This window comes from Saccharopolyspora sp. NPDC003752 (genome assembly GCF_053605825.1).
Window position 1 is genome coordinate 158,044 of record NZ_JBSGJZ010000017.1, and the last position, 22,297, is coordinate 180,340.

22 protein-coding genes are annotated in these 22,297 nt (G+C 70.1%); 12 read left to right on the forward strand and 10 right to left on the reverse strand.

All coding sequences use genetic code 11. The features are described 5' to 3' along the window. Positions 1–39: 39 nt before the first annotated feature. Positions 40–732, forward strand: coding sequence for a TetR/AcrR family transcriptional regulator (locus ACWEV3_RS23100; protein WP_452615896.1), 693 nt, complete (start codon positions 40–42; stop codon positions 730–732). Positions 733–764: 32 nt separating this feature from the next. Here ACWEV3_RS23100 and ACWEV3_RS23105 read toward each other — a convergent pair whose 3' ends face one another. From ACWEV3_RS23105 to ACWEV3_RS23130, 6 genes are all read right to left on the reverse strand, one after another. Then, on the reverse strand, positions 765–1,925 hold the full coding sequence (locus ACWEV3_RS23105; RefSeq protein WP_452615897.1) for a lactonase family protein: 1,161 nt from the start codon (positions 1,923–1,925) through the stop codon (positions 765–767). A 90-nt stretch (positions 1,926–2,015) separates the two neighbouring features. Then, entirely contained in the window at positions 2,016–2,315 is a 300-nt protein-coding gene (locus ACWEV3_RS23110) for a DUF6506 family protein (RefSeq protein ID WP_452615898.1), read from the reverse strand. Between the two features lie 91 nt (positions 2,316–2,406). After that, positions 2,407–4,128: an amidohydrolase family protein gene (locus ACWEV3_RS23115; RefSeq protein ID WP_452615899.1), complete on the reverse strand. Its 1,722-nt coding sequence runs from the start codon at positions 4,126–4,128 to the stop codon at positions 2,407–2,409. A gap of 126 nt (positions 4,129–4,254) precedes the next feature. Beyond that, positions 4,255–5,670 carry a GntP family permease gene (locus ACWEV3_RS23120; protein ID WP_452615900.1) on the reverse strand — a complete coding sequence of 472 codons (1,416 nt, stop codon included), beginning with the start codon at positions 5,668–5,670 and terminating at the stop codon, positions 4,255–4,257. Between the two features lie 95 nt (positions 5,671–5,765). Beyond that, on the reverse strand, positions 5,766–7,352 hold the full coding sequence (locus ACWEV3_RS23125; RefSeq protein WP_452615901.1) for an N-acyl-D-amino-acid deacylase family protein: 1,587 nt from the start codon (positions 7,350–7,352) through the stop codon (positions 5,766–5,768). A 67-nt stretch (positions 7,353–7,419) separates the two neighbouring features. Continuing rightward, positions 7,420–8,655 carry an amino acid deaminase gene (locus ACWEV3_RS23130; protein ID WP_452615931.1) on the reverse strand — a complete coding sequence of 412 codons (1,236 nt, stop codon included), beginning with the start codon at positions 8,653–8,655 and terminating at the stop codon, positions 7,420–7,422. Positions 8,656–8,828: 173 nt separating this feature from the next. Here ACWEV3_RS23130 and ACWEV3_RS23135 point away from each other — a divergent pair, with 173 nt between their 5' ends. Both ACWEV3_RS23135 and ACWEV3_RS23140 read left to right on the forward strand, forming a co-directional pair. Beyond that, positions 8,829–9,596: an IclR family transcriptional regulator gene (locus ACWEV3_RS23135; protein ID WP_452615902.1), complete on the forward strand. Its 768-nt coding sequence runs from the start codon at positions 8,829–8,831 to the stop codon at positions 9,594–9,596. Beyond that, positions 9,596–9,982 (forward strand): RidA family protein, encoded by a 387-nt coding sequence (locus tag ACWEV3_RS23140; protein ID WP_452615903.1) that lies wholly within the window; start codon positions 9,596–9,598, stop codon positions 9,980–9,982. Before ACWEV3_RS23135 ends, ACWEV3_RS23140 begins: the two co-directional genes overlap by 1 nt. A gap of 45 nt (positions 9,983–10,027) precedes the next feature. Here ACWEV3_RS23140 and ACWEV3_RS23145 read toward each other — a convergent pair whose 3' ends face one another. After that, positions 10,028–10,666, reverse strand: coding sequence for a LysE family translocator (locus ACWEV3_RS23145; RefSeq protein WP_452615904.1), 639 nt, complete (start codon positions 10,664–10,666; stop codon positions 10,028–10,030). Positions 10,667–10,759: 93 nt separating this feature from the next. Between ACWEV3_RS23145 and ACWEV3_RS23150 the strand changes: the two genes are divergently transcribed. Further along, entirely contained in the window at positions 10,760–11,854 is a 1,095-nt protein-coding gene (locus ACWEV3_RS23150) for a calcium:proton antiporter (RefSeq protein ID WP_452615905.1), read from the forward strand. Positions 11,855–12,303: 449 nt separating this feature from the next. On the opposite strand, the gene ACWEV3_RS23155 is transcribed toward ACWEV3_RS23150, so the two are convergent. Continuing rightward, positions 12,304–13,512: an RNA-guided endonuclease InsQ/TnpB family protein gene (locus tag ACWEV3_RS23155; RefSeq protein WP_452615932.1), complete on the reverse strand. Its 1,209-nt coding sequence runs from the start codon at positions 13,510–13,512 to the stop codon at positions 12,304–12,306. 63 nt (positions 13,513–13,575) lie between these two features. Further along, positions 13,576–13,884 (reverse strand): hypothetical protein, encoded by a 309-nt coding sequence (locus tag ACWEV3_RS23160; RefSeq protein ID WP_452615906.1) that lies wholly within the window; start codon positions 13,882–13,884, stop codon positions 13,576–13,578. A 257-nt stretch (positions 13,885–14,141) separates the two neighbouring features. Between ACWEV3_RS23160 and ACWEV3_RS23165 the strand changes: the two genes are divergently transcribed. After that, the gene (locus ACWEV3_RS23165) at positions 14,142–14,801 is read left to right on the forward strand and encodes a DUF1326 domain-containing protein (RefSeq protein ID WP_452615907.1); all 660 of its coding nucleotides are present in this window, start codon (positions 14,142–14,144) and stop codon (positions 14,799–14,801) included. After that, on the forward strand, positions 14,798–15,562 hold the full coding sequence (locus ACWEV3_RS23170) for a DUF2182 domain-containing protein (protein ID WP_452615908.1): 765 nt from the start codon (positions 14,798–14,800) through the stop codon (positions 15,560–15,562). Before ACWEV3_RS23165 ends, ACWEV3_RS23170 begins: the two co-directional genes overlap by 4 nt. Positions 15,563–15,564: 2 nt before the next feature. Here the strand turns inward: ACWEV3_RS23170 and ACWEV3_RS23175 are convergent, their stop codons facing one another. Further along, positions 15,565–15,894 carry a DUF1844 domain-containing protein gene (locus ACWEV3_RS23175; protein ID WP_218157370.1) on the reverse strand — a complete coding sequence of 110 codons (330 nt, stop codon included), beginning with the start codon at positions 15,892–15,894 and terminating at the stop codon, positions 15,565–15,567. Positions 15,895–16,189: 295 nt separating this feature from the next. Here ACWEV3_RS23175 and infC point away from each other — a divergent pair, with 295 nt between their 5' ends. The 6 genes from infC (at position 16,190) to pheT (ending at position 22,228) form a co-directional block, all read left to right on the forward strand. Further along, the gene (gene infC / locus ACWEV3_RS23180) at positions 16,190–16,783 is read left to right on the forward strand and encodes a translation initiation factor IF-3 (protein ID WP_093266843.1); all 594 of its coding nucleotides are present in this window, start codon (positions 16,190–16,192) and stop codon (positions 16,781–16,783) included. A gap of 83 nt (positions 16,784–16,866) precedes the next feature. Beyond that, positions 16,867–17,061, forward strand: coding sequence for a 50S ribosomal protein L35 (rpmI, locus tag ACWEV3_RS23185; protein WP_010313612.1), 195 nt, complete (start codon positions 16,867–16,869; stop codon positions 17,059–17,061). 101 nt (positions 17,062–17,162) lie between these two features. Continuing rightward, complete coding sequence (rplT, locus tag ACWEV3_RS23190; RefSeq protein ID WP_093266845.1) at positions 17,163–17,531, forward strand: 50S ribosomal protein L20; 369 nt, start codon at positions 17,163–17,165, stop codon at positions 17,529–17,531. Next, positions 17,531–18,379: a TrmH family RNA methyltransferase gene (locus ACWEV3_RS23195; protein WP_452615933.1), complete on the forward strand. Its 849-nt coding sequence runs from the start codon at positions 17,531–17,533 to the stop codon at positions 18,377–18,379. Before rplT ends, ACWEV3_RS23195 begins: the two co-directional genes overlap by 1 nt. 249 nt (positions 18,380–18,628) lie before the next feature. Continuing rightward, positions 18,629–19,690: a phenylalanine--tRNA ligase subunit alpha gene (gene pheS / locus ACWEV3_RS23200; RefSeq protein WP_358572951.1), complete on the forward strand. Its 1,062-nt coding sequence runs from the start codon at positions 18,629–18,631 to the stop codon at positions 19,688–19,690. A gap of 45 nt (positions 19,691–19,735) precedes the next feature. Further along, positions 19,736–22,228, forward strand: coding sequence for a phenylalanine--tRNA ligase subunit beta (pheT, locus tag ACWEV3_RS23205; protein WP_452615909.1), 2,493 nt, complete (start codon positions 19,736–19,738; stop codon positions 22,226–22,228). Positions 22,229–22,297 lie beyond the last annotated feature (69 nt).

Below are 22,297 nucleotides of genomic sequence, written 5' to 3' on the forward strand. Positions count from 1 at the left end.
CTGTACGGTTTTCCGTACGGTGTAAGGGAGGAGTGGCGGATGCCCGAGCAACGCCAGTCGGCGATCTGGTTCACCGAGGAAGGCCCGCGCCGAGCCCGGTTGTCCAGGGAACGGATCACCCGGGCCGCGGTGCAGGTGCTGGACGTGGAAGGAGTGGCGGGCCTGTCCATGCGGCGTCTCGCCGCGCGGCTTGAAGTCAGCCCCATGTCGCTGTACGAGTACGTCGGCAGCAAGGAGGACGTGCTCGATCTCGCCGTTGACGAGGTCATCGCCGAGATCGAGCTCGACGACGCGGAAGACGTGCGGTGGCGCGAGGAACTCGTACGCAGGCTGGGCCAGAGCCGGCAGGTCATGAACCGCCACCCGTGGCTGCCCGCCCTGATGGCCACCCGTCCGCTGCTCGGCCCCAATTCCCTCGCGCGTTCCGAGCGCGTCTATTCGCTGCTGGAGAAGGCGGGGCTGGAAGGGCCGCAGCTCGTCGCGGCGGTCGGGAGCCTGACCTACTACGTCCAGGGCTACGCCGCCGCGGAGAACGTCTGGCGAAGCTCGCACCACGATCCGGGTGGCGTCGCCGAACTGCGGGGCCGAGCCCAGCAGCACATCGACCGGCAGTCCGACCGCTATCCCGCGCTGACGCGGCATGCCCAGCTCACGAACGACGACCTCGACGGCTCGTTCGAGCTCGGGCTCGACACGATCCTCGACGGGATCGAGGCCCGGCTCGGCACCTAGCCGCCCAGCCGGGCCACCGCGGCAGGAACCGGTCAGCCGTGGAACGTGATGGCCGCGACCGAAGGGCAGGCGTAGCTGTCCTGGGTGGGGGTGAGAACCCCGGTGCCGGGGTCGCGGGCCAGGCGGGTGATCGTGCCCGCTCGCTGGTTCGCCACGAACAAGGAGGTCTGCTCCGGGTCCAGGGCGAAGTGCCGGGGCCAGCTGCCGCCCGTCGGCGTCGTGCCCCGGAAGGTGAGGCCCGCTTCGTCGATGGCGAACGTGGCGATGTTGTCGTCGCCGCGGTTGGAGGCGTAGGCGAACTTCGCGTCGCGGGAGATCGCGATCTCCGCCGGGAAGTTCTCGCCGGACGCGTCGGGCTCGCGGGTGCCGACGACCTGGCCCGGGGTGAACCGGCCGGCCTCCGGATCCCAGTCCAGCACCGTGATCTCGGACTTCAGCTCGGCCAGCAGGTAGGCGCGGGTGTAGTTGAACGCCAGGTGCCTGGGTCCGGTGCCCGTCGGGAGCTCCAGGTGCTGGTGCTGGGTGAGCTTGCCGGTGGCGGTGTCGAAGGCGTAGACGAACACCGCGTCCGCGCCGAGGTCGACGGCGACGACCCACCTCTTGGTGGGGTCGACGAGCACCTGGTGGGCGTGCGGCTGGGAGCCGGGGTGCTTGACCAGGTCGGTGGACTCGCCGATGCTGCCGTCGGCGTTGCGGCGGTGCACGGCGACCGTGCCGTCGGTGTAGTTGGCGGTGAACAGGAATTCGCCGCTGGGGTGCATCGCGATGTGCGTCGGGCCCGCGCCGCCGCTGGGCCGGCTGTTGAGCACCACCGGGTGGTGCGCGGAGAGGTCCACCGCGGTGATCGTGCCCTGCGGGATCTCGTTGGTGACGTACAGGAACTTGTGGTCCGGCGACCAGGCGAAGAACGACGCGTCGGGCACCCCGTCGACCACTCCGGACGGTTCGAGCACGCCGGCCTCGTCGCGGATCGCGACCTCCAGGCCGCGGCCCGGCGGGTTCGCCGAGGTGTAGCTGCCGATGAGCGTCATCAGGCCCGCCTGGTGGTGCGTCGCCGGCGCGGCGGGGTGCGGCGCGGCGACCGGGGGTGCCGCGCAGGCGGTGCTGGTCGTGGCGATCCCGGCCGCGCCGGCGAAGCCGACTGCGCCGACCGCGGTGAGGAACCGGCGACGCGGCATTGCGTTGTCCCGCACGATGTTCTCCCTGTTCGGTGGATGATCGCGGGTCAGTCTGCCGCATCGCGCCCGATTGGACTAGACCAAAACGGCCTAAGGTCGCCCGGGTCAGGAGAAGATCGCGTGCACCTGGTCGACGGCCTCGGGGCCGTAGCCGACGGTGCCGACCGGGACCGCGCCGTCGATCGCCTCGATGATCCGCCCGGCCCAAACCGGCCCGAACCCGCCGCACAGTTCGATCAGCTGCGCACCCTCCTCCACCAGACGACGCGCGACCTCGATGCCCTCTTCGGGCTTGCCCACCCCGACGAGAACGGTGCGGCACTCGCCGGTGTCGACGACGTTGAAATCGCCGCCCGAAGTGCTGCCCGCTGCCGTGTAGATGAATCCCCAGTGCGTGAGCGCCATGCGAACCTCCCGTGGTCGTTATCGCCAACACGACCAGCAAAGCAGAAACCGGGAGAGATCGGAGGTGATCCGCACTGCACCGCGCTAGTGGTCAGGGGAGCGCCGCCGCGCGCTTCGCGGGTTTCGCGGCGGGAGCGACGTCGGCGCCCGGGTTGCCGCCGCAGGGGCCCGCGGTGCTCCAGTCCGGATCGACGTCCCGGCACGCGCCGGCCGCCTTCTGCGCCTGCACCATCTCGGCGACGTCGGCGAGCAGGCGCTTCGCGTCGTAGACGATGCCGTTGCGGATCGTCCACTGCACGCCGCCGATGCGCCTGATGTCGCCGGTTTCGGGGTCGAGCCGGGGAGTTCCGGTGCCGTACAGCGTTTTCAGGTCCTGCAGCGGGTTCTCGCCGGTGATCGCCAGGTCCGCCAGCAGGCCCTCCCGGACGAGCCCGAACTCCGGCGCGGCACCGGTCGGCTCGGCCAGCGTCTGCGCGGTGCCGTACGTCATCGCCTCGATGGCCTCGATCGGCGACAGCCCCGCCTCCCGCAGCATCTCCAGCTCGGCGATGTTGGCGAAGCCGTACAGGTTGTAGATGAAGCCCGGGTCGGTGCCGCCCGCGATGCGGCCGCCGATCGCCTTGTAGTCGTGGACGAGCTGCATGTACTGCAGGTAGAAGCGCTTCCAGCGCACCTCGTCCTCGGTTCGCCAGTCGTAGTAGAACGAGCCGTGCGCCTCCGGGCTCGGCTCCCAGAAGTTCCACAGCGACGGCAGCGCGAACCGCGGATGCCACTCCAGGCCGCGCGCCCGCAGCAGGTCCCGCCCGGCCAGGTAGACGCCGAACGTCGGCCCGAACGTCACGCCGTTGTCCAGCTGCCGCGCCAGGTACGACCGCCACTGCGGCGAACCCGGCGGGAAGGTGTAGTCGATGACCTCGGCCACCGCGCGCCAGCGCGACGCCTCGTTCTCGTAGTCGTAGTCCGGCGGCTTCGGGTGTTCGCGGCCCTCCTTGAGCAGCGCCTCGAAGTGGCCGTAGAAGTGGGTCACCGTGCCCAGGCCGAGCCGGCCGGTCTCCAGCGCGTTGAGCTGCGGGTAGATCGGCGGCGAGTGGTGCATGGTGGTGCCCAGCCCGTGCCGCTTCGCCCGGGCGATCGCGGCCTCGATCTCCGGCCGCCCGTACGGGCCCTCGCCGAAGAACTTGATGCCGTCCACGCCGTGCCGCGCGGCCCAGTCCACCCAGCGGCGCGCCTTCTCCGGCGAATCGACCGGGCCGTCCTCCCAGCCGCTGCCCGGGGTCTGGTAGTTGACGATGCGCGGCGCCACGATCTCGTTGCGCTCGCTGCGTTCCTGGTCCGCGACGGCATCGGCGTTCTTGGTCAGCGAAACGCCGCGCACCGTGGTGACGCCGTGGCCCAGCCACAGCTTGTACGCGTAGGTCCGCGGCGAACCGCCCGTGCCGCTGTGGGCGTGCTCGTCCACGAACCCGGGCAGCAGCCACATGCCCGTCGCGTCGATCTCGTGCTCGGCGTCGTGCGGCGCCCGGTTCGGCGCGAGCGGCTGCGACGGCGCGCCCGCGGGGATGATCTGCTGGATCCGGTTGCCCGCGATGACGACGTCCACCGGGCCGCGCACCTCGCCGCCGGTCCCGACGATCACGTTGACGCCGCGGACCACGAGCTTGCGGAACGGACCGAGCCCTTCGCCCGGGCCGCGCGGCGGGGTCGGCGCATCCGCCGGGATCAGCGCGGCGGCGTCCGCCAGCGCCGGCGTCAACCCCACCAAACCCGCCGCGGCACCAGCGGATCGAAGCAACGACCGTCTGCTCAGGCCCATGCGGACACTCCTCGCGTCGGCGTCGGTGAACCCGTTCCTCAGTTGACAATCCGTTGAAGATTACGGGCATTTCCGACGCCGCAGCAAGGAAATCGGCGTCCTTCCGGCCGTTCGGCCCAGCGGTGGCTACGGAACCAGGGCGCTGAGCAGGGCTGCCATCGCGAAGCCCACTACCGACAGGATGGTCTCCAGCACCGTCCAGCTCTTCAGCATGTCCTTGACCGGGATGCCGAAGTAGCGGCTGATGATCCAGAAGCCGCCGTCGTTGACGTGCGAGGCGATGATCGAACCGGCGGCGATGGCCACCGCGATCAGCGCCAGCTGCGCCTGCGAGTAGTCGCCGGCGTGCAGCAGCGGGGCGATGATGCCGCCGGTGGTCACGATCGCCACCGTCGCCGAACCCTGCGCGATGCGCAGGCCGCTGCTGATCACGTACGCCGACACCAGCACCGGCAGCCCGGTGGACTGCAGCGACCCGGCCAGCGCCTCGCCGACGCCGGTTTCGGCCAGCACCTTGCCGAAGAACCCGCCCGCGCCGATCACCAGCAGGATCATCCCCAGCGGGCGCAGCGCGGCGCCGGTCAGCTCGGAGATCTCCTTGCCGGTCATCCCGCGCCGCGTGCCCAGCAGCCAGAACGACAGCAGCACCGCGATGGTCAGGGCCACGGTGGGGTTGCCGAAGAAGGTCAGCACGTTCAGCGCCGTGCTGCCCTTCGGCAGCATGACGCTGCCGAAGGTGGCGCCGAGGATCAGCACCATCGGCAGGCCGATGATGAACCCGACGGTGCCCAGGCTCGGATCGCGGCGGCCCTCGGCGGCGTTCTTCTCGGCGACCGCGTCGGCCGCGGCCAGCATGTCCTCCGGCACCGGCAGGTGGATGCGGTTGCCGATCCAGACCGGGTAGAGCAGACCGCTGGCGATGAAGGCCGGGATGCCGCAGGCGAAGCCCATCAGGATCACCCAGCCCAGGTCCACCCCGAGCAGCCCGGCGGCCACCACCGGGCCGGGGTGCGGCGGCAGGAACGCGTGCGTCATGGACAGCCCGGCCACCAGCGGCAGGCAGTACAGCAGGATGGACCGCTTGCCCTGCCGGGCCACCACGTACACCAGCGGCGCCAGCACGAAGATGCCGATGTCGAAGAACACCGGGATGCCGAACACCAGGCCGGACAGGCCCATCGCCAGCGGCGCGCGGCGCTCGCCGAAGGCGGCGAGCAGCCTGCGGGTCAGCAGTTGCGCGCCGCCGGAGGCCTCCAGCATCGAGCCGAGGATCGTACCGAGGCCGACGATCGCGGTGATGTGCCCGAGGATTCCGGCGAAACCGCCTTCCAGCAGCGATTCGCTGCTCTTCTGCGCGGTGCCGACGATCTCCTGGACCGACAGGCCGGCGGCCAGCGCGATCAGCAGCCCGGAGACGATCAGGGCGATGAACGGTTCGATGCGGAACTTGATGATCATCAGCAGCAGCACCGCGATGCCGACCGCGCACAACGTGAGCAGTCCGGAGGTCTCGTGCTGCAGCCAGTGGAGGAAGGTGTCCACTGCGGGGGCTCCTAGGGAGGGGGAGGGGGAGGGGAGGGGGCGAAGCATCGGCCGCCACCCGCACCGCTACGGAAAACGAGTCCGGAGATTCATTTTCAGGCGGGCTTGCGCAGTGCGCGGCCTGGTAGGGCGTCGGTGCGGTGGCCGTCGTCGATCACCGGCACGCCGTTGACCAGGACGTAGGGGATGCCGGCCGCCTGCTGGCGGGGCTCGTCGAAAGTCGCCTTGTCGGCGACGGTTTCCGGGTCGAACAGCACCAGGTCCGCCGCGAATCCCTCGCGGACCCGGCCCCGGTCGGTCAGACCTAGCCGGTCGGCCGCGCGTGCGGTCAGGTGCTGGACGCATTCCTCCAGCCCCAGCACCCCCAGCTCGCGCACGTAATGCCCCAGGTAGCGGGGGAAGGTGCCCCACGCGCGCGGATGCGGGCGGGCCCCGACCAGCAGCCCGTCGCTGCCGCCGGTGTGCACCCGGTGGCGCATGATGGCCTGCACGTTCTCCTCGTGGCCGACGTGCATCAGGCACGAACTGCCGAGTTCCTCCGACACCAGCACGTCGAAGTAGAACTCGGTCGGCTGCTGCCCGGCCGCGCGAGCGGATTCGGCGACGGTGCGCCCCACCAGGTGCGCGTTGTCGGCCCGCCGGACGCCGTTGATCTCGATGGTGTCCCACTCGACCGGCACGCCGTGGCAGCCGTCGGAGCCCTCCTCCTCCAGGACGACGCGAATCCTGGCCCGCTGCGCCGGATCCCGCAGCCGCTCCAGGGTCGCCGCCACGCCGCCCTCCATCGCCCAGCTGGGCAGCAGCGCGTGCAGCGAGGTGCTGCCCGGCAGGTAGGGGTAGGTGTCGAGGCTGATGTCGCAGCCCCCGGCGAGCGCTTCGTCCAACATGGACAGCAGGTCGGCGGCCCGGCCCTTGTTGACGCTGAAGTTCATGGTGGCGTGCGCGAGGTGCAGCGGGCAGCCGGTGGTCCTGCTGATCTCGATCATCTCGGCGTAGGCGGCCAGCGCGCCGGCGCCGTAGCTGCGGTGGTGCGGGCTGTAGAACCCGCCGCGGGCCGCGACCACCTCGCAGAGCGCGGCGAGCTCGCCGGTGTCGGCGTACATCCCGGGCGTGTAGGTCAGCCCCGAGGACATGCCGAAGGCGCCCTCGTCCAGCGATCGTGCCAGGACCTCGCGCATCCGGTCGAGTTCGGCGTCGGTGGCCGCGCGGTCGTCGTAGCCGACGCACAGCAGCCGCAGCGTGCCCTGCGGCACCAGGTACGCGGCGTTGGCGGCGATGCCGGTGTCGAGCCGGTCGAGGTATTCGGCGACGCTGCGCCAGTTCCAGTCGAATCCCGGCGGGTCGTCGTTCCAGCCCGCGATCTGGGCGCGCACCGTGGCCAGCGTGGCGTCGTCCACGGGTGCGTAGGACAACCCGTCCTGCCCGATGACCTCCAGCGTCACGCCCTGCGACACCTTCGCGGTGTGGTCGGGCGCGGCCAGGATCTGCAGGTCCGAGTGCGCGTGCATGTCGATGAAGCCGGGCGCGAGCACCAGGCCGCCGGCGTCGATCGAGCGCTTGCCGCTCAACCGCCCCGGCCCGGCGATCTCGGCGATCCGCCCGCGCTCGATCCCGACGTCGGCGAGGTAGCCCGGGCCGCCGTCTCCATCGACGACCCGAGCCCCGTGGACCACGATGTCCATAGTGGAACCCTTCAGAGGTGGTTCGGTCCTCGTCGCACCCGGAGGTGCGTGCGATCGCGCGGTCGTCCTAGAAGAACGTGCGCACCAGGTCGATCACGGTGTCGCCGTCGACGACCGGGATCAGGGTCCACTTGTCGAACACCGTGCAGGGGTGCGACAACCCGAAGCCGATCCAGTCGCCGATCTGCAGATCGGCGCCGCGCACGGTCAGGAACGCGTGCTGGTCGGCCAGCGACGTCACCTCGCACGAACCGGCGGCCAGCTCCCGGATCTCGCCGTCCGCGCCGCGGATCACCTGCGGTTCGGGCAGGTCCTGGTCGAAGGACACGTCCCGGCGGCCCATGGTCAGCAGCGCCAGGCCTTCCTCCGGCCGCGAGGTGACCTGCGCCCACACCCGCATCGCGGGGTGGAACGGCCGCTCCTCGCCCGTCAGCCGGTGCTCGCGGCCGAACGGCGAGCGGACCCGGTAGAAGCCGTCGTCGTGCAGCAGGTATCCGCCGCTGCGCAGCACCGGCACCACCGGCAGCCCGGCGGGCCACGGCTCGGTGAACGCCTCGGCGACCTGGTCGAAGTAGGCGCTGCCGCCGCAGGTGACGATCACCTCGTCCAGCCCCGAGAAGTGGCCTGCCTCGGCCAGTTCCGCGACGAGCTCCCGCAACCGGCGCATGTATCCGTCCACAGCGGACAGCGACTGCTCGCTGATGTCGTGGCCGAGCGCGCCTTCGTAGCCGCCGACGCCGACGAGCCGCAGCATCGGGCTCTCCAGCACGAGGTCGGCGATCTCGCGTGCTTCGGCGATCGTGCGTGCGCCGGTCCGGGCGCCGTCGCTGCCCAGCTCGACCAGCACGTCGACCTGCCGCGACGCGCCGTGCCGGGCCAGCACCTCGGCCATCAGCTGCACGCCGCGCACCGAGTCCGCGAAGCAGCTGAACTCGAACTCGGGGTGGGCGTCCAGCTCGTCGGCCAGCCACGCCAGACCGCTGGGGTCCAGCAGCTGGTTGGCGAGCATGATCCGCTCCACGCCGAACGCCCGGTAGACCCGCAGCTGGCTGAGGTTCGCCGCGGTGATGCCCCACGAGCCGTTCGCCAGCTGCAGTTCGAAGAGCTGCGGGGCCATCGTCGTCTTGCCGTGCGGCGCGAGCTGCAGGCCGTGCTGGGCGCACCAGTCCGCCATGGTCCGCAGGTTGTGCCGCAGGGCCGCATCATCGAGCACCAGCAGCGGGCCGACGAAGCCCGCCTCGTGCAACTTCGGGCGCTGCGCGAGGAACTCGCCGACGGTGCTGCCGAAGGCATCGGACGGCATGCCCTTGAAGCGCCAGTCGATGCGCTCGTCGTGCAGCGCGCGCACCGCTGCGGTGTTGATCCCCCGTGTCGACACGAAGGCCTCCTATTGCGTAGACTGCAACGCCAGTTGCATAAAATGCCGGGTAGGTATGTACCATCAGCGGCGCAGCACGTCAACGGACGGAGTGGTCGGTGAGCCAGAGCCTGGAACGCGGTCTGACCGTGCTGACCGCACTCGCCGCCGGCCCGCAAACGCTCGACCAGCTCGCGCAGCGCCTGGGCGTCCACAAGTCCACCGCCATGCGCTTGCTGCGCACCCTCGAATCGGGCCGCTTCGTGCGCCGCGAGGACGTGCACCACTACCGCCTCGGCAGCGCCCTGTTCGACCTGGCCCACCAAGCGCTGGAAGACCTCGACGTGCGCACCGTCGCCCGCCGGCACCTGGTCGAGCTGGGGGAGATCAGCGGGCACACGGTGCACCTGGCGACCCTCGAAGACGACCAGGTCGTCTACATCGACAAGGTGGACAGCCGTCACCCGGTCAGGATGTACTCCCGCATCGGCCGCCGCGCGCCGGTGCACTGCACGGCCGTGGGCAAGGCCCTGCTGGCCGACTGGCCGACGCAGCAGCGCCGCCGGTTCGCCGAGCAGCTCAAGTACCCGAAGATGACCGCCAACACGATCGACTCGGCCGACCGGTTCCTGACCGAGCTGGACCGGGTGCGAGCCCAGGGCTACGCGGTGGACCGCAGCGAGCACGAGGACTTCATCCACTGCGTCGGGGCGCCGATCCGCAACCACCGCGGCGAGGCCGTCGCCGCGGTGTCGCTCTCGGTTCCCAAGGTATTGATGGACTTCGACGGACTGCTCGGTCTCGTCGACGACGTGCTGCGCGCCGCCGGCGAGGTTTCCGCCGAGCTGGGGTGGCAGCGCAAGAACCCGAAAGGAAAGGAAGTCTGATGGCCAGGACCGTGGTCAGCACTGACAAAGCCCCCAAGCCGCCGGCGAGCATCCCGCTGTCGCAGGGCGTCCGCAAGGGCAACATCCTGCAGGTCTCGGGCCAGACCGCCGTGAACCCGGCGACCGGCAAGGTGGTCGAGGGCGGCGTCCCCGAGCAGACCGAGCAGTGCCTGCGCAACGTCATCGCGATCCTGGAGGCCGAGGGCGGCTCCCTGGAGGACGTGCTGATGCTGCGGGTGTACCTGACGGATGTCTCGCAGTTCGCGGAGATGAACGAGACCTACGCCCGAGTCGTCGGCGAGCCGTTCCCGGCCCGCACGACGGTCTACGTCGGCCTCCCCGCCGGGCTCCTCGTCGAGATCGACGCCCTCGCCGTCCTCGACTGATCGCCTCGCGATGAAGGGCGTCTCCAGGCAGGAGGCGCCCTTCGCTCATTCCTTGCGGCCGGTGACGGCGACGGAGAGACCGAGGCCGATCATGGCGAAGCCGCCCGCCTTCTGGACCACCGCCAGGCGGCGCGGGGCGCTGGCGAGCCAATTGCGGGCCGTGGCCGCGAACAGGCCCCAGGCGCTGTCCGAGACCAGCGCGATGCCGATCGGGATCAGGGCGAGCAGCAGCATCTGCACCGGGACGTGGCCCAGCGCGGGATCGACGAACTGCGGCACCACCGCCGTGAAGAAGATGAACGTCTTCGGGTTCGCCACCCCCACCACCACGCCCTCCCGCAGCGTTCGCAGGCCGCCGAAGGCCGGCGCCTGCTCGGGCAGCTGCGCCGCCAGCGGGCGACTGCTGCGCAGCGCCTTGATGCCCAGGTAGACCAGGTACACCGCGCCCGCGACCTTGATCGCGGTGAACACCGCGATCGACTGCGCCACCACCGCACCGACGCCGAGCGCGACCGCGATGGCGACCAGGTAGCACCCGATGGCGTTGCCGACGACGCTGGTCAGCGCGGTGCGCCTGCCGTGCGCCAAGGCCCGGCCGACGACGAACAACACGCTCGGCCCCGGTACCGCGATGATCACCAAGGACATCGCCGCGAACACCAGCAACCGATCGACGGAAATCATTGCGACACACCTCCTAGGACAGCCTGGCAAGCCGCCGCGCCGGACGCCAGCGAGTTCCACCGTTCCGAGCGGGGTCGGGTCTACTGTGGACACATGTCGCTGCGTTCGATGTTGTCCTGGAACGTGCTGGTACCGGTGCTCGCGATCGTCGCGCTGGCCATCGCCTGGCCCGGCAAAGGACTCGGCATAGGCCTGGTGATCGTCCTCGCGGTCCTGCTCGCGGGCGCCGTGCTCACCGCCGTGCACCACGCCGAGGTCATCGCGCACAAGGTGGGCGAACCGTTCGGCTCGCTGGTCCTGGCGGTCGCCGTCACGGTCATCGAGGTCGGGCTGATCGTCACGCTGATGGTCTCCGGCGGGCCGGAGACCGTGACGCTGGCCCGGGACACGATCTTCGCCGCGATCATGATCACCACCAACGGCATCGTCGGGCTGTCCCTGCTGGTGGGCGCCCTGCGCTACGGCGTGACGAGCTTCAACGCCGAAGGCACCGGCGCGGAGCTGGCGACGGTGGCGACGTTGGGCGCGCTGAGCCTGGTTTTCCCGACCTTCACCACCACGGTGCCGGGGCCGGAGTACTCGTCGTCGCAGCTGATCTTCGCCGCGGTCGCGTCGATCGTGCTGTACGCGACCTTCGTGTTCACCCAGACCGTCCGGCACCGCGACTTCTTCCTGCCGGTCACCGACGAGGGCACCGTCGCTCCGGAGGACGACCACGCGCCGCCGCCGACCGGCCGCCAGACCGCGGTGAGCATCGTGCTGCTGCTGATCGCGCTGGTCGCCGTCGTCGGGCTGTCGAAGCTGGAATCCCCGGCGATCGAAGCCGCGGTCGACGCGATCGGCTTCCCGCAGTCCTTCGTCGGCGTGGTGATCGCGATGCTGGTGCTGCTGCCGGAGACGATCGCGGCGGTGCGCGCCGCCCGCCGCCGGCGGATGCAGATCAGCCTCAACCTCGGCTACGGCTCGGCGATCGCCAGCATCGGCCTGACCATCCCGGTGATCGCGCTCGCCACGATCTGGCTGGACGGACCGCTGCACCTCGGCCTGGGCGGAACCCAGCTGGTGCTGTTCACCCTGACCGTCATCGTCAGCGTCCTCACGGTCGTCCCGGGCCGCGCCACCCGGCTCCAGGGCTGCGTCCACCTGGCGCTGCTGGCGGCGTTCCTCTTCCTGGCCATCAACCCGTAGCGACGAGCGAAGGGCACCTCCCGCGCGCGGGAGGTGCCCTTCGCTCGTCGTCCGGTCAGCGGCGGCCGGCGAACAGCAGGAGGACCGGCCCGATGATGGTGATCGCGCCCGCCACCACGAACACCCCGCCCCAGCCCCACGCCGAGTCGGCGAGGTAGCCGGTCACCAGCGGCGCGAAGATCGCCCGGGTTGATGCTCCGCTCTTGTGACGTACTTCAGCAGTCAGGACACGAACTGTTGTTGTTCTTGGTGGTGGGTGGTGGTGGTCCACAGGATCCACGCTTGACGTCCTCACCTTCAAGTCAGGTGATTCCTCCGGTCGTATTGCGGTGACCGGTAAGGCTGGTTCACGCATCCGGGCACCACGTTTGGCCCCTTGCCCCGTGGGGACTGCGCGTGCTCTGTGGCCTGCCACGACCGCACATAGCAGGCCCCGCCTCCTGCGGCTGTTACGCGGCAGGTTTCCGTCCGGCGGTGCTCAATGCTCGATCAAGGATGATCAGAGCCGCATTCCTATCAGCGTGCGCAAAATGTCCGCAGTGGACGCATGCAAAGGTGCGGCTACATCCTTTTCGGGATTTCGGGTCTCTGATCCCACACTTTGCGCACGTCTGGGATGAGCCGCGTGCTGGGATCACCTCCAAGCTAGATCCGTAGCGCCTGGTCTTGTAGTCGAGTTGGCGTCGGATCTCGTACCAGCCTTGATCGGCGATGGCGCGATTCAGCCCGGCCTTCTGCTTGACGTAGTGACCAGGTTGTTCAACCGTTCCCCTGGCTGAGCGGACCATTCTGCGAACCGGCAAGTCCTCAATAGCGACTAGGCCGTGGTTTTTGGCCAGATCAGTGGTGAGCTTGTGATTCCAGTCCGTGCGCCTACGCGTCTGTCGAGCCTTCAAGGCTGCGATCTGGCGTATGGTTCTGCGTAGTCGATTGCTGTACTTGCCCCCATTGTGCTTCTTCGCGAATCTTATTTGGCGGGACTTGCGTTGTTCGAGTCTCCGCAGTCGCTGCATCTCGTTCTCGGTGAGGGTGTCCGGTCGCTGGCGTGCATGATCCTCGTCCGATACGAACGCCGAGCACGTAACTCCTAGATCTATCCCTACCGGAGGTCCGTCGTTGACCGGCTGCTCCGCTGGTTCAGGCAGATGAATCCCGAAGGAGATGTGCCAGCCGAGGGTGTCACGGCTGACCATGGCGTTGCGCACGACGCCGTCGATCGGACGAGACAAGACAAACGGGATCCAGCCGATCTTGGGGAGCCGGACCAGTGCCTTCCGGCGTGAAACCTTCCTCACGTGAAGCTTCTGGCCGGTGAACGGTATCGATTGCGAGTGACGCTTCTTCTTGAACCGGGGAAAACCTGCAGGATTGGTCAGGTTCCAGAAATTGTCGTAGGCGCCATCTAGCTGCCGCAATATCTGCTGGGCGGTCTGCGCTGGCAAGTCTCGTAGCCACTCGCTTTCCTTGCGGGCTTCGGTCAGCTCTGCACACTGCTCCACGGCGCGGAGGGTGACCCGCTGGGCGGACTTGTACGCCCAGATTCGCTGCGCCAAGGCATAATTCCAGACGGCACGACAGGAGTGTGCCCACGATGTCAGCCGTTCCGACTGAGTGTCGTCTGGGTACATGCGGTACTTCCGTGCGCAGTTCGCCTGCATGAAGATCACCGTAAGTGAGGGCACCGACAAAGTTGATCGATTCCTCGGGGCAGGCATGGGACTTCACGCAAGCGAGTGATGACGCCGGCCGTCTCGTACCACCGGGTCGAACGGGTCGATCGTCATGCCGTCGGTTTCGACGGTGTCCAAATGGGATTCGAGCAGCAGCGGGCGGTCGTCGTCGCCGGGTAGCGTGACGATCACGTTCCGTCGCCCGTCGAGGACTTCTTCGGTGTGCGCCTGCATTCCGCGTTCGGACGCCCACTGGGCGATGTTCTCGGCGAGCTCGGTTTCGGCCGGTTCAGCGCGCTCTCGCGGATTGATGCTTGGAATGCGAACGAGGTTCGCGAGTAACTCGACCGGATCGGCCACGTTCACCCCTGGAGTCTTTTGTTGTGTGGAGCGAACAAACGCTAAGTCAGCGGCGGTCAATGGTCAAGATCTTGCGGCAGTGCAAGGATTTCGGGTATTTACCGTCCACTGTGCATTGCGCGAAATGCAATGCGGTCCACTGTGCATTGCGCTGCGTGCAACACGTGCCGCCGCGCGGGTCTTTCGGCCGTGCCGATGGGGATGCGGATCACGGATGCTGGCGGCGGACCACCACCGATGCGCCTCGGGGGATCGACATGAACGCGCCCGGAGTTGCGCAATGGCACCTGGCGGGCGTCTGGTTCGACGCCTGCAAGTGCGCGATCCCGTGCCCCTGCTCGTTCGCCCAGCCGCCGACCTACGGCGATTGCGACGGCGTCCTCCTGTGGCACATCCGCGCCGGCAACTACGGCGACCTGGATCTCGGCGGCCTCAACGTCGCGATGCTCGCGTCCTTCACCGGCAACATCTGGACCCGCGAGCACCACGACGCCCGCGCCGCGGTGTTCTTCGACGAACGCGCCGGCGAGGCGCAGTACGCCGCGCTCCGGACGATCTTCACCGGGCGGGCCGGCGGCTGGCCGCAGCAGTTCGGCGAGCTGTTCGGACCGGAGATCGTGGCCGCGGAGACGAGCCCGATCGAGGTCGCCATCGCCGCCGACCTGTCTTCTTGGTGGGTGCGGATCCCCGGCTGCGCGGAGGCCTCCGTCGCCGCGCTCACCGGCCCCACCAGCGCCGAAGGCGCCCGCGTCCAGGTGCACAACCTGCCCGGCGCGGAGGTCGGTCCCGGTCAGCCGCCGGCGACCTGGGGGAGGGCGACGTCCGACCGGGCCGACGCGTACGGCTTCAGCTGGGAGCGCGTGGGCAATTCCAGCAAGCTCATCCCGTTCGACTGGACGGGACCGGACGCGGCATGACCCGCGCCGCCGCCCGGCGCGGCATCCCGGCCCCGCGCACCTGGTCGCGCGCGGAGCTCGCGCTGGCGGCCGCACTGCTCGCGCTCGCCGGGACGGCCTGGCTGATCACCGGCCTCGCGGCGATGCCCGACATGAGCGCCGGAATCCTCGCCGGCGCGCCGGCGATGTCCGCCATGCCGCTGTTCCTCGTGATCTGGCCGGCGATGATGGCGGCGATGATGCTGCCCGCCAGCACGCCGTTCACCATCGGCGTGCGCCGGCTGGCCGCGGCGCGCCGCGCCCGCCGCGGCACCGTCGCCGCCCTGATGGCGGGCTACCTGGTCGTCTGGAGCGCCACCGGGGTGCCCGCCTACGCCGTCCTGCGGGGGTTCGACGCGATCGCGATGCGGGGCGAGGAGGTGTCGGTGCGGGTCGGCGCGGTCGTGCTCATCTGCGCGGGCGCGTACCAGTTCACGCCGCTGAAGCGCTGGTGCCTGGCCCGCTGTCGCTCGCCGCTGGCCCTGCTGGTGCGCCACGGCGACACCGCCCTGCGCAGCCGCGCGGGCGCGCTGTGGGTGGGCATGCACCACGGCGGGTACTGCTTGGGCTGCTGCTGGGCGCTGACCGTCGTGCTGCTCGCCGCGGGCGCCATGAACCTCGTGTGGATGGCAGTCCTGGCCGCGTTGATCGCGCTGGAGAAAGCGGCCCCGCGCGGCGAGGCCATCGGCTTCGCGCTGGGCGTGGCCGCGATCGGCCTCGGCGTCTTCCTGCTCGTCCGGTGAGCTCAGTACACCGGGCCGGTGTACTTCTCGCCCGGGCCCTGCCCCGGGGCGTCCGGGTGGGTGGACGCCTCGCGGAACGCGCGCTGCAGCGTCTGCAGCCCGTCGCGGACCGGGCCCGCGTGCGGCCCCAGGTATTCGACGGAGGCGGTGACCAGCCCGGCCAGCGCGGTGATCAGCCGGCGCGCCTCGTCCAGGTCGCGCTCCGCCGCGGTGTCCGGGTCCTCGGCGGCCAGCCCGAGCTTCTCCGCGGCCGCGGACATCAGCATGACCGCAGCCCGGCTGATCACCTCGACGCTGGGAACATCGGCGAGCTCGCGGACGTTGAGTTCCATGTCCGCGTCGGGTACCGGCTCACCTGGCAGGTCGGACGCGTTCGGGGGCGGGGTTGGCTGCGGTTCGGTCACGCCTGCTACCCTGACACGCACGACCAGCCCCCGCGTAGGCGGGGGCGGCAAAGTGGAGTCCCGCTCCCACCCGAGTAGCCGCCACAGGCTTCCGGGTTCCGGTCCTGTCGATGGCGCGAGCCATCGGTGGCACGAACGGTATTGCGGTACCGGTTCGATCGGTTTGGAGTCAGGGTCCCGCGGCCCGCGGAAGCGGCAGTCGGCGGGACCTCTGCATTCCGGGGTGAGCTCTACGCGCCGCGGTGCAGTTACTAAGCCATCGAACCGAGGAGGGCCCATCAGCTCCGAGACGCGCATCAACGACCGCATCCGGGTTCCGGAGGTCCGCTTGGTCGGACCCAACGGTGAACAGGTCGGGATCGTCCGCATCGAGGACGCGCTCCGGCTTGCCCAGGAAGCGGATCTGGACCTTGTCGAGGTCGCCCCGCAGGCGCGCCCGCCGGTCTGCAAGCTCATGGACTACGGCAAGTTCAAGTACGAGAGCGCGCAGAAGGCTCGCGAATCGCGTCGCAACCAGCAGCAGACCGTCATCAAGGAGCAGAAGCTCCGGCCGAAGATCGACCCGCACGACTACGAGACGAAGAAGGGCCACGTGACCCGCTTCCTCAACCAGGGTCACAAGGTCAAGGTGACGATCATGTTCCGTGGTCGTGAGCAGTCGCGTCCCGAGTTGGGCTTCCGCCTGCTGCAGCGACTGGCCGACGACGTTTCCGAACTCGGATTCATCGAGGCCAACCCGAAGCAGGACGGCCGAAACATGATCATGGTTCTCGCGCCGCACAAGACGAACAAGACCAAGCCCAAGGCGAACGCTTAAGTCCGCAGGGCTCGTGATGTGACGCCGGGCCGGGACGCAGTCCGCGCCCCCGCCCGGCATCAGTACGAAACGAGGACGAGAAGATGCCGAAGAACAAGACCCACAAGGGCACCTCGAAGCGCTTCAAGGTGACCGGCACGGGCAAGCTGCGGCGCGAGCAGGCCGGTCGTCGGCACATCCTGGAGAAGAAGTCCAGCCGTGTCACCCGCCGGCTCGAGGGCACCGAAGCGGTGGCCAAGGCCGACGTCAAGCGCATCAACCGACTGCTGGGTCGCTGAACCCCGACCCGCTGCTCCCGGGCAGCAGGTCAGCAACGCAGTTCCAGCACCCCGCACGGGCGGTTCCCCGCCGCCCCCGATGAGATAACAGGACGGACCCCGTGGCACGCGTCAAGCGGGCAGTCAACGCCCAGAAGAAGCGCCGCACCATTCTCGAGTCGGCCCGTGGTTACCGCGGTCAGCGCTCGCGGCTGTACCGCAAGGCCAAGGAGCAGATGCTCCACTCGATGACCTACGCCTACCGCGACCGGCGGGCCCGCAAGGGTGACTTCCGGAAGCTGTGGATCACCCGCATCAACGCCGCGACCCGGCAGCACGGCCTGAGCTACAACCGGTTCGTGCAGGGCCTGAAGGCCGCCGAGGTCGAGGTCGACCGGAAGATCCTGGCCGAGCTCGCGGTCAACGACCCGCAGGCGTTCGCCGCGCTGGTCGAGGTCGCGCGCAAGAACCTGCCGGAGAGTGCGGCCTGATCACCGAAGGCCCCTCCGCTGCACCGCGACCCGGGACGACGACTCCGCTGACGGAGCGCTCGACCCGGGTCGCGGTCGCTCGCAAGCTCACCCGCCGCGCCGGCCGGGAGAAGGCCGGCGCGTTCCTCGCGGAAGGTGCCCAGGCGGTCGGCGAGGCGCTGACCGCGCACGCCGCCGGGGTGCTGCGGGTGCGCGACGTCTTCGCCACCGAGCAGTCCCGGCACGCCGAGTTCCTCGACCGGGCGCGCGCCGAGTCGGTGCCGGTGCACCTGGTCACCGAGCGCGCCGCCGCGTCGCTGTCGGAGACCGTGACCCCGCAGGGCCTGATCGCGGTCTGCGACCTGCCGGACACCGCGCTGTCCGACGCGCTCGCCGAACGCCCGAACCTGGTCGCGGTGCTGGTCGGCGTGGCAGACCCGGGCAACGCCGGCACGGTGGTCCGGGTCGCGGACGCGGCCGGTGCCGGTGCGGTGCTGTTCGCCGGTGACACCGTCGACGCCTACAACGGCAAGGCGGTGCGAGCGTCCACCGGCAGCCTCTTCCACCTGCCGGTCGCGCGGGACCGCGACGTCTCCGCCGTGCTCGCCGCCTGCCGCGCGGCCGGGCTCCGGCTGGTCGGTGCCGACGGCTACGCCGCGGGCGATCTGGACGCGGCCGACCGCGACGGCGAGCTCGCCGAGCCCACGGCGTGGGTGTTCGGCAGCGAGGCCCACGGCCTGCCGGACGAGGTGAAGTCCGAGCTGGACACCACGCTGCGGGTGCCCCTGTACGGGCGCGCCGAAAGCCTGAACCTGGCCACCGCCGCGGCGGTCTGCCTCTACGCCTCAGCCCGCGCCCAGCACCGGTGAAGCCCGGCGATTTCCCCGTCCGCGCTTCGGGGAAGTTGACGATTTCGCGTGAAATCGCGAACCGGCCGGGTCCGGGACCGCGTGTCGGCACCGGATCTCCGCGAAAAGCGGTTGGGGCCGTCGCATAGAATCCAGGGGTCAGGTTGCGGCTTGAGTCGTATGCCAACGAGCAGGTTCGCCGCCCCCGGGCCACCGGTCCGGGAATCGGGCACTGATGCCTGTCGGATCAACGGGAGTCACGCACTAACGATGTCTGGAGCCAACGACCCGTACGACCCGAAAGAGGTCGCCGCGCTGTCGCCGGAGACGCTGGACCGCGCGGTGGTCGAGGCCAGCAAAGCCTTCGCCGCGACCACCGACCTCGATGCGCTGGCGGCCGTCAAGCCCGCGCACCTCGGGGACCGTTCGCCGCTGCTGACCGCGCGCCGGGAGATCGGCGCACTGCCGCCGAAGGCGCGCTCGGAGGCCGGCAAGCGCGTCAACCAGGCCCGCGAGGCGATCCAGGGCGCATTCGACGAGCGCCGCGCCGCCCTGCAGGCCGAGCGCGACGAGCGCGTGCTGCGCGAGGAGACGGTCGACGTCACGCTGCCCTGGGACCGCGTCCCGGCCGGCGCGCGGCACCCGATCACGCAGCTCGCCGAGCAGGTCGAGGACACCTTCGTGGCGATGGGCTGGGAGGTCGCCGAGGGTCCCGAGCTGGAGACCGAGTGGTTCAACTTCGACGCGTTGAACTTCGGCAAGGACCACCCGGCCCGCACCATGCAGGACACCTTCTACGTCGGTCCGGAGAACTCCGGGCTGGTGCTGCGCACCCACACCTCGCCGTCGCAGATCCGCTCGCTGCTGGAGCGGGACCTGCCGGTGTACGTGGTGTGCCCCGGCCGCACCTTCCGCACCGACGAACTGGACACCACCCACACTCCGGTGTTCTCGCAGGTCGAGGGCCTGGCGGTGGACAAGGGCCTGACGATGGCGCACCTCAAGGGCACCTTGGACGCGTTCGCCCGGGCGATGTTCGGCCCGGACTCCAAGACCCGGTTGCGGCCGTCGTTCTTCCCGTTCACCGAGCCGTCGGCGGAGATGGACGTGTGGTTCCCGGAGAAGAAGGGCGGCGCCGGCTGGGTCGAGTGGGGCGGCTGCGGCATGGTCAACCCGAACGTGCTGCGCGCCTGCGGCGTCGACCCCGACGTCTACACCGGCTTCGCGTTCGGCATGGGGCTGGAGCGCACGCTGCAGTTCCGCAACGGCATCCCGGACATGCGCGACATCGTCGAGGGCGACGTCCGGTTCACCCAGCCGTTCGGCATCTGATGCCCACCGACACCACCCACCTGAACGAGAGAAAGGCCTGACCAAGTGCGGATTCCGGTTTCCTGGCTGGCCGAGCACCTTGAGCTGCCCGAGGAGACGACCGCGGAGACGCTGGCCGAAGCGTTCATCCGGATCGGGTTGGAGGTCGAAGAGGTCGTCCACCTGACGCAGGTGCGCGGGCCGCTCGTGGCCGGTCGCGTCGCCGCGATCGAGGAACTCACCGAGTTCAAGAAGCCGATCCGGTTCTGCCAGGTCGAGGTCGGCGCGGACGACTCCGGCGAGCAGCAGGTGCAGGGCGTCATCTGCGGTGCCCGCAACTTCCAGGAGGGCGACCTGGTCGTGGTCGCGCTGCCCGGTGCGGTGCTGCCCGGCGACTTCGAGATCACCGCCCGCAAGACCTACGGCAAGGTCAGCGAGGGCATGATCTGCTCGGCCAAGGAGCTGGGCATCGGCGAGGACCACGACGGCATCCTGGTGCTGCCGCCCGGTTCGGCCGACCCCGGCGACGACGCGGTCGAGCTGGTGGGCCTGGACGACTCGATCATCGAGCTGGCCATCACCCCGGACCGCGGCTACTGCTTCTCGGTGCGCGGCCTGGCCCGCGAGCTGTCCAACGCGCTCGACGTGCCGTTCGGCGACCCGGGCACCCGCCCGGTCCCGGCCGACGACCGGCCCTCGCGCGAGGTGGAGCTGCGCGACCCGAGCGCCTGCTCGCGGTTCGTGCTGCGCCGCGTCACCGGCGTCGACCCGACCGCGCCGAGCCCGTGGTGGCTCCGCCGCCGCCTGGCGCTGGCCGGGATGCGGTCCATCTCGCTGGCCGTGGACGTCACCAACTACGTGATGCTGGAGCTCGGCCAGCCGCTGCACGCCTTCGACACCACGAAGGTGACCGGTGCGCTGGTGGTGCGCCGCGCCGAGCAGGGCGAGAAGCTGACCACCCTGGACGGTCTGAGCCGCGAGCTGGACCCGGACGACATCGTGATCTGCGACGACAGCGGCCCGGTGTCGCTGGCCGGCGTGATGGGCGGCGAGTCCACCGAGATCGGCCACAACACGCACGACGTGCTGCTGGAGGCGGCGAACTGGGATCCGGCCAGCATCGCCCGCACCATCCGCAGGCACAAGCTGCCCAGCGAGGCGGGCAAGCGCTTCGAGCGGACGGTGGACCCGGCGATCGCCGCGGTGGCCACCGAGCTGGCCGCGCAGCTGCTGGTCCGCTACGGCGACGGCACCATCGCGCCGGGCCGCACCGACGTCGGCGAGCCGAAGCAGCCCGAGCCGGTGACCATGCCGCTGGCGCTGCCGGACAAGATCGCCGGGGTGTACTACGACCGCGGCGTGACCGCCCGGCGGCTGAGCCAGATCGGCTGCCGCATCGAGGTCGGCACCTCCGACGAGGGCGTCGGCGTGGTCACCGCGACCCCGCCGACGTGGCGGCCGGACCTGAAGCAGCCCTACGACCTGGTCGAGGAGGTGCTGCGCCTGGAGGGGTACCACACGATCCCCTCGGTGCTGCCCGCCGCGCCGGCCGGGCGCGGGCTCACCGCGGAGCAGCGCCGCGAGCGCGCGGTCTCCCGTGCGCTGGCAGGTGAGGGCTACGTCGAGGTCCTGCCGTTCCCGTTCGTCGGGAAGGCGACGCTGGACGACTTCGGCCTCGCCGAGGACGACCCGCGGCGGCGCACCATGACGGTGCTCAACGCGTTGGAGAGCGACCGTTCGCTGCTGACCACGACGCTGCTGACCGGGCTGGCGGAAACCTTGCAGCGCAACGTTTCCCGCGGCCAGCGCGATCTCGCGCTGTTCCACATCGGACAGGTCGTGCAGCCCGCGGAGAACCAGCCAGCGGTGCCTTCGGTCGGCGTCGCGTCGCGGCCCAGCGACGAGGAGATCGCCGCGCTGCACGCGTCGCTGCCGGCGCAGCCGAAGCACGTCGCCGTGATGCTGGGCGGCAACCGCGAGCAAGCCGGCTGGTGGGGCAAGGGCCGCGAGGCGAACTGGGCGGACGCGGTGCAGGCCGCGCGCGTCGTCGCCGAAGCCGCCGGTGTGGAGCTGACGGTGAGCGCGGACGAGCTCGCGCCGTGGCACCCGGGCCGGTGCGCGCAGCTGAAGGCCGGTGACGTCGTCGTCGGCCACGCGGGCGAGCTGCACCCGAAGGTCGTGGAGGCGCTGGGCCTGCCGAAGCGGACCTGCGCGATGGAGCTCGACCTGGACGCCCTGCCGCTGACCGACCGCCGTCCGGCACCGCAGATCTCGGCGTACCCGCCCGTGCTGATGGACATCGCCCTCGTGGTGGACGAGGGCGTGGCCGGGGCCGACGTGATCGACGCGGTCCGCGCCGGCGGCGGCGAGCTGCTGGAGGACGTGCGGCTGTTCGACGTCTACGCCGGTGAGCAGCTCGACGAGGGCAAGAAGTCGCTGGCCCTGGCGTTGCGCTTCCGCGCCTCGGACCGGACGCTCAAGCAGGAGGAGGCCACCGAGGCCCGCGACGCGGCGGTGCGAGCCGCCACCGAGCGCCTCGGCGCCAGCCTCCGCGCCTGACCTCTCAGCCGCAATTTCCATTGAAATCGAAGATTCGATTTCAATGGAAATTGCGGCCTCGTCATCCGA

Excerpts from the sequence above, each read along its gene's own strand:
- ACWEV3_RS23100 (WP_452615896.1), top strand. The coding sequence starts at position 40 with ATGCCCGAGCAACGCCAGTCGGCGATCTGGTTCACCGAGGAAGGCCCG.
- ACWEV3_RS23110 (WP_452615898.1), bottom strand. The coding sequence starts at position 2,315 with ATGGCGCTCACGCACTGGGGATTCATCTACACGGCAGCGGGCAGCACT.
- ACWEV3_RS23115 (WP_452615899.1), bottom strand. The coding sequence starts at position 4,128 with ATGGGCCTGAGCAGACGGTCGTTGCTTCGATCCGCTGGTGCCGCGGCG.
- ACWEV3_RS23125 (WP_452615901.1), bottom strand. The coding sequence starts at position 7,352 with ATGGACATCGTGGTCCACGGGGCTCGGGTCGTCGATGGAGACGGCGGC.
- ACWEV3_RS23130 (WP_452615931.1), bottom strand. The coding sequence starts at position 8,655 with ATGCCGTCCGATGCCTTCGGCAGCACCGTCGGCGAGTTCCTCGCGCAG.
- ACWEV3_RS23140 (WP_452615903.1), top strand. The coding sequence starts at position 9,596 with ATGGCCAGGACCGTGGTCAGCACTGACAAAGCCCCCAAGCCGCCGGCG.
- ACWEV3_RS23145 (WP_452615904.1), bottom strand. The coding sequence starts at position 10,666 with ATGATTTCCGTCGATCGGTTGCTGGTGTTCGCGGCGATGTCCTTGGTG.
- ACWEV3_RS23150 (WP_452615905.1), top strand. The coding sequence starts at position 10,760 with ATGTCGCTGCGTTCGATGTTGTCCTGGAACGTGCTGGTACCGGTGCTC.
- ACWEV3_RS23155 (WP_452615932.1), bottom strand. The coding sequence starts at position 13,512 with ATGCAGGCGAACTGCGCACGGAAGTACCGCATGTACCCAGACGACACT.
- ACWEV3_RS23165 (WP_452615907.1), top strand. The coding sequence starts at position 14,142 with ATGAACGCGCCCGGAGTTGCGCAATGGCACCTGGCGGGCGTCTGGTTC.
- ACWEV3_RS23170 (WP_452615908.1), top strand. The coding sequence starts at position 14,798 with ATGACCCGCGCCGCCGCCCGGCGCGGCATCCCGGCCCCGCGCACCTGG.
- ACWEV3_RS23175 (WP_218157370.1), bottom strand. The coding sequence starts at position 15,894 with ATGGAACTCAACGTCCGCGAGCTCGCCGATGTTCCCAGCGTCGAGGTG.
- rpmI (WP_010313612.1), top strand. The coding sequence starts at position 16,867 with ATGCCGAAGAACAAGACCCACAAGGGCACCTCGAAGCGCTTCAAGGTG.
- pheS (WP_358572951.1), top strand. The coding sequence starts at position 18,629 with ATGTCTGGAGCCAACGACCCGTACGACCCGAAAGAGGTCGCCGCGCTG.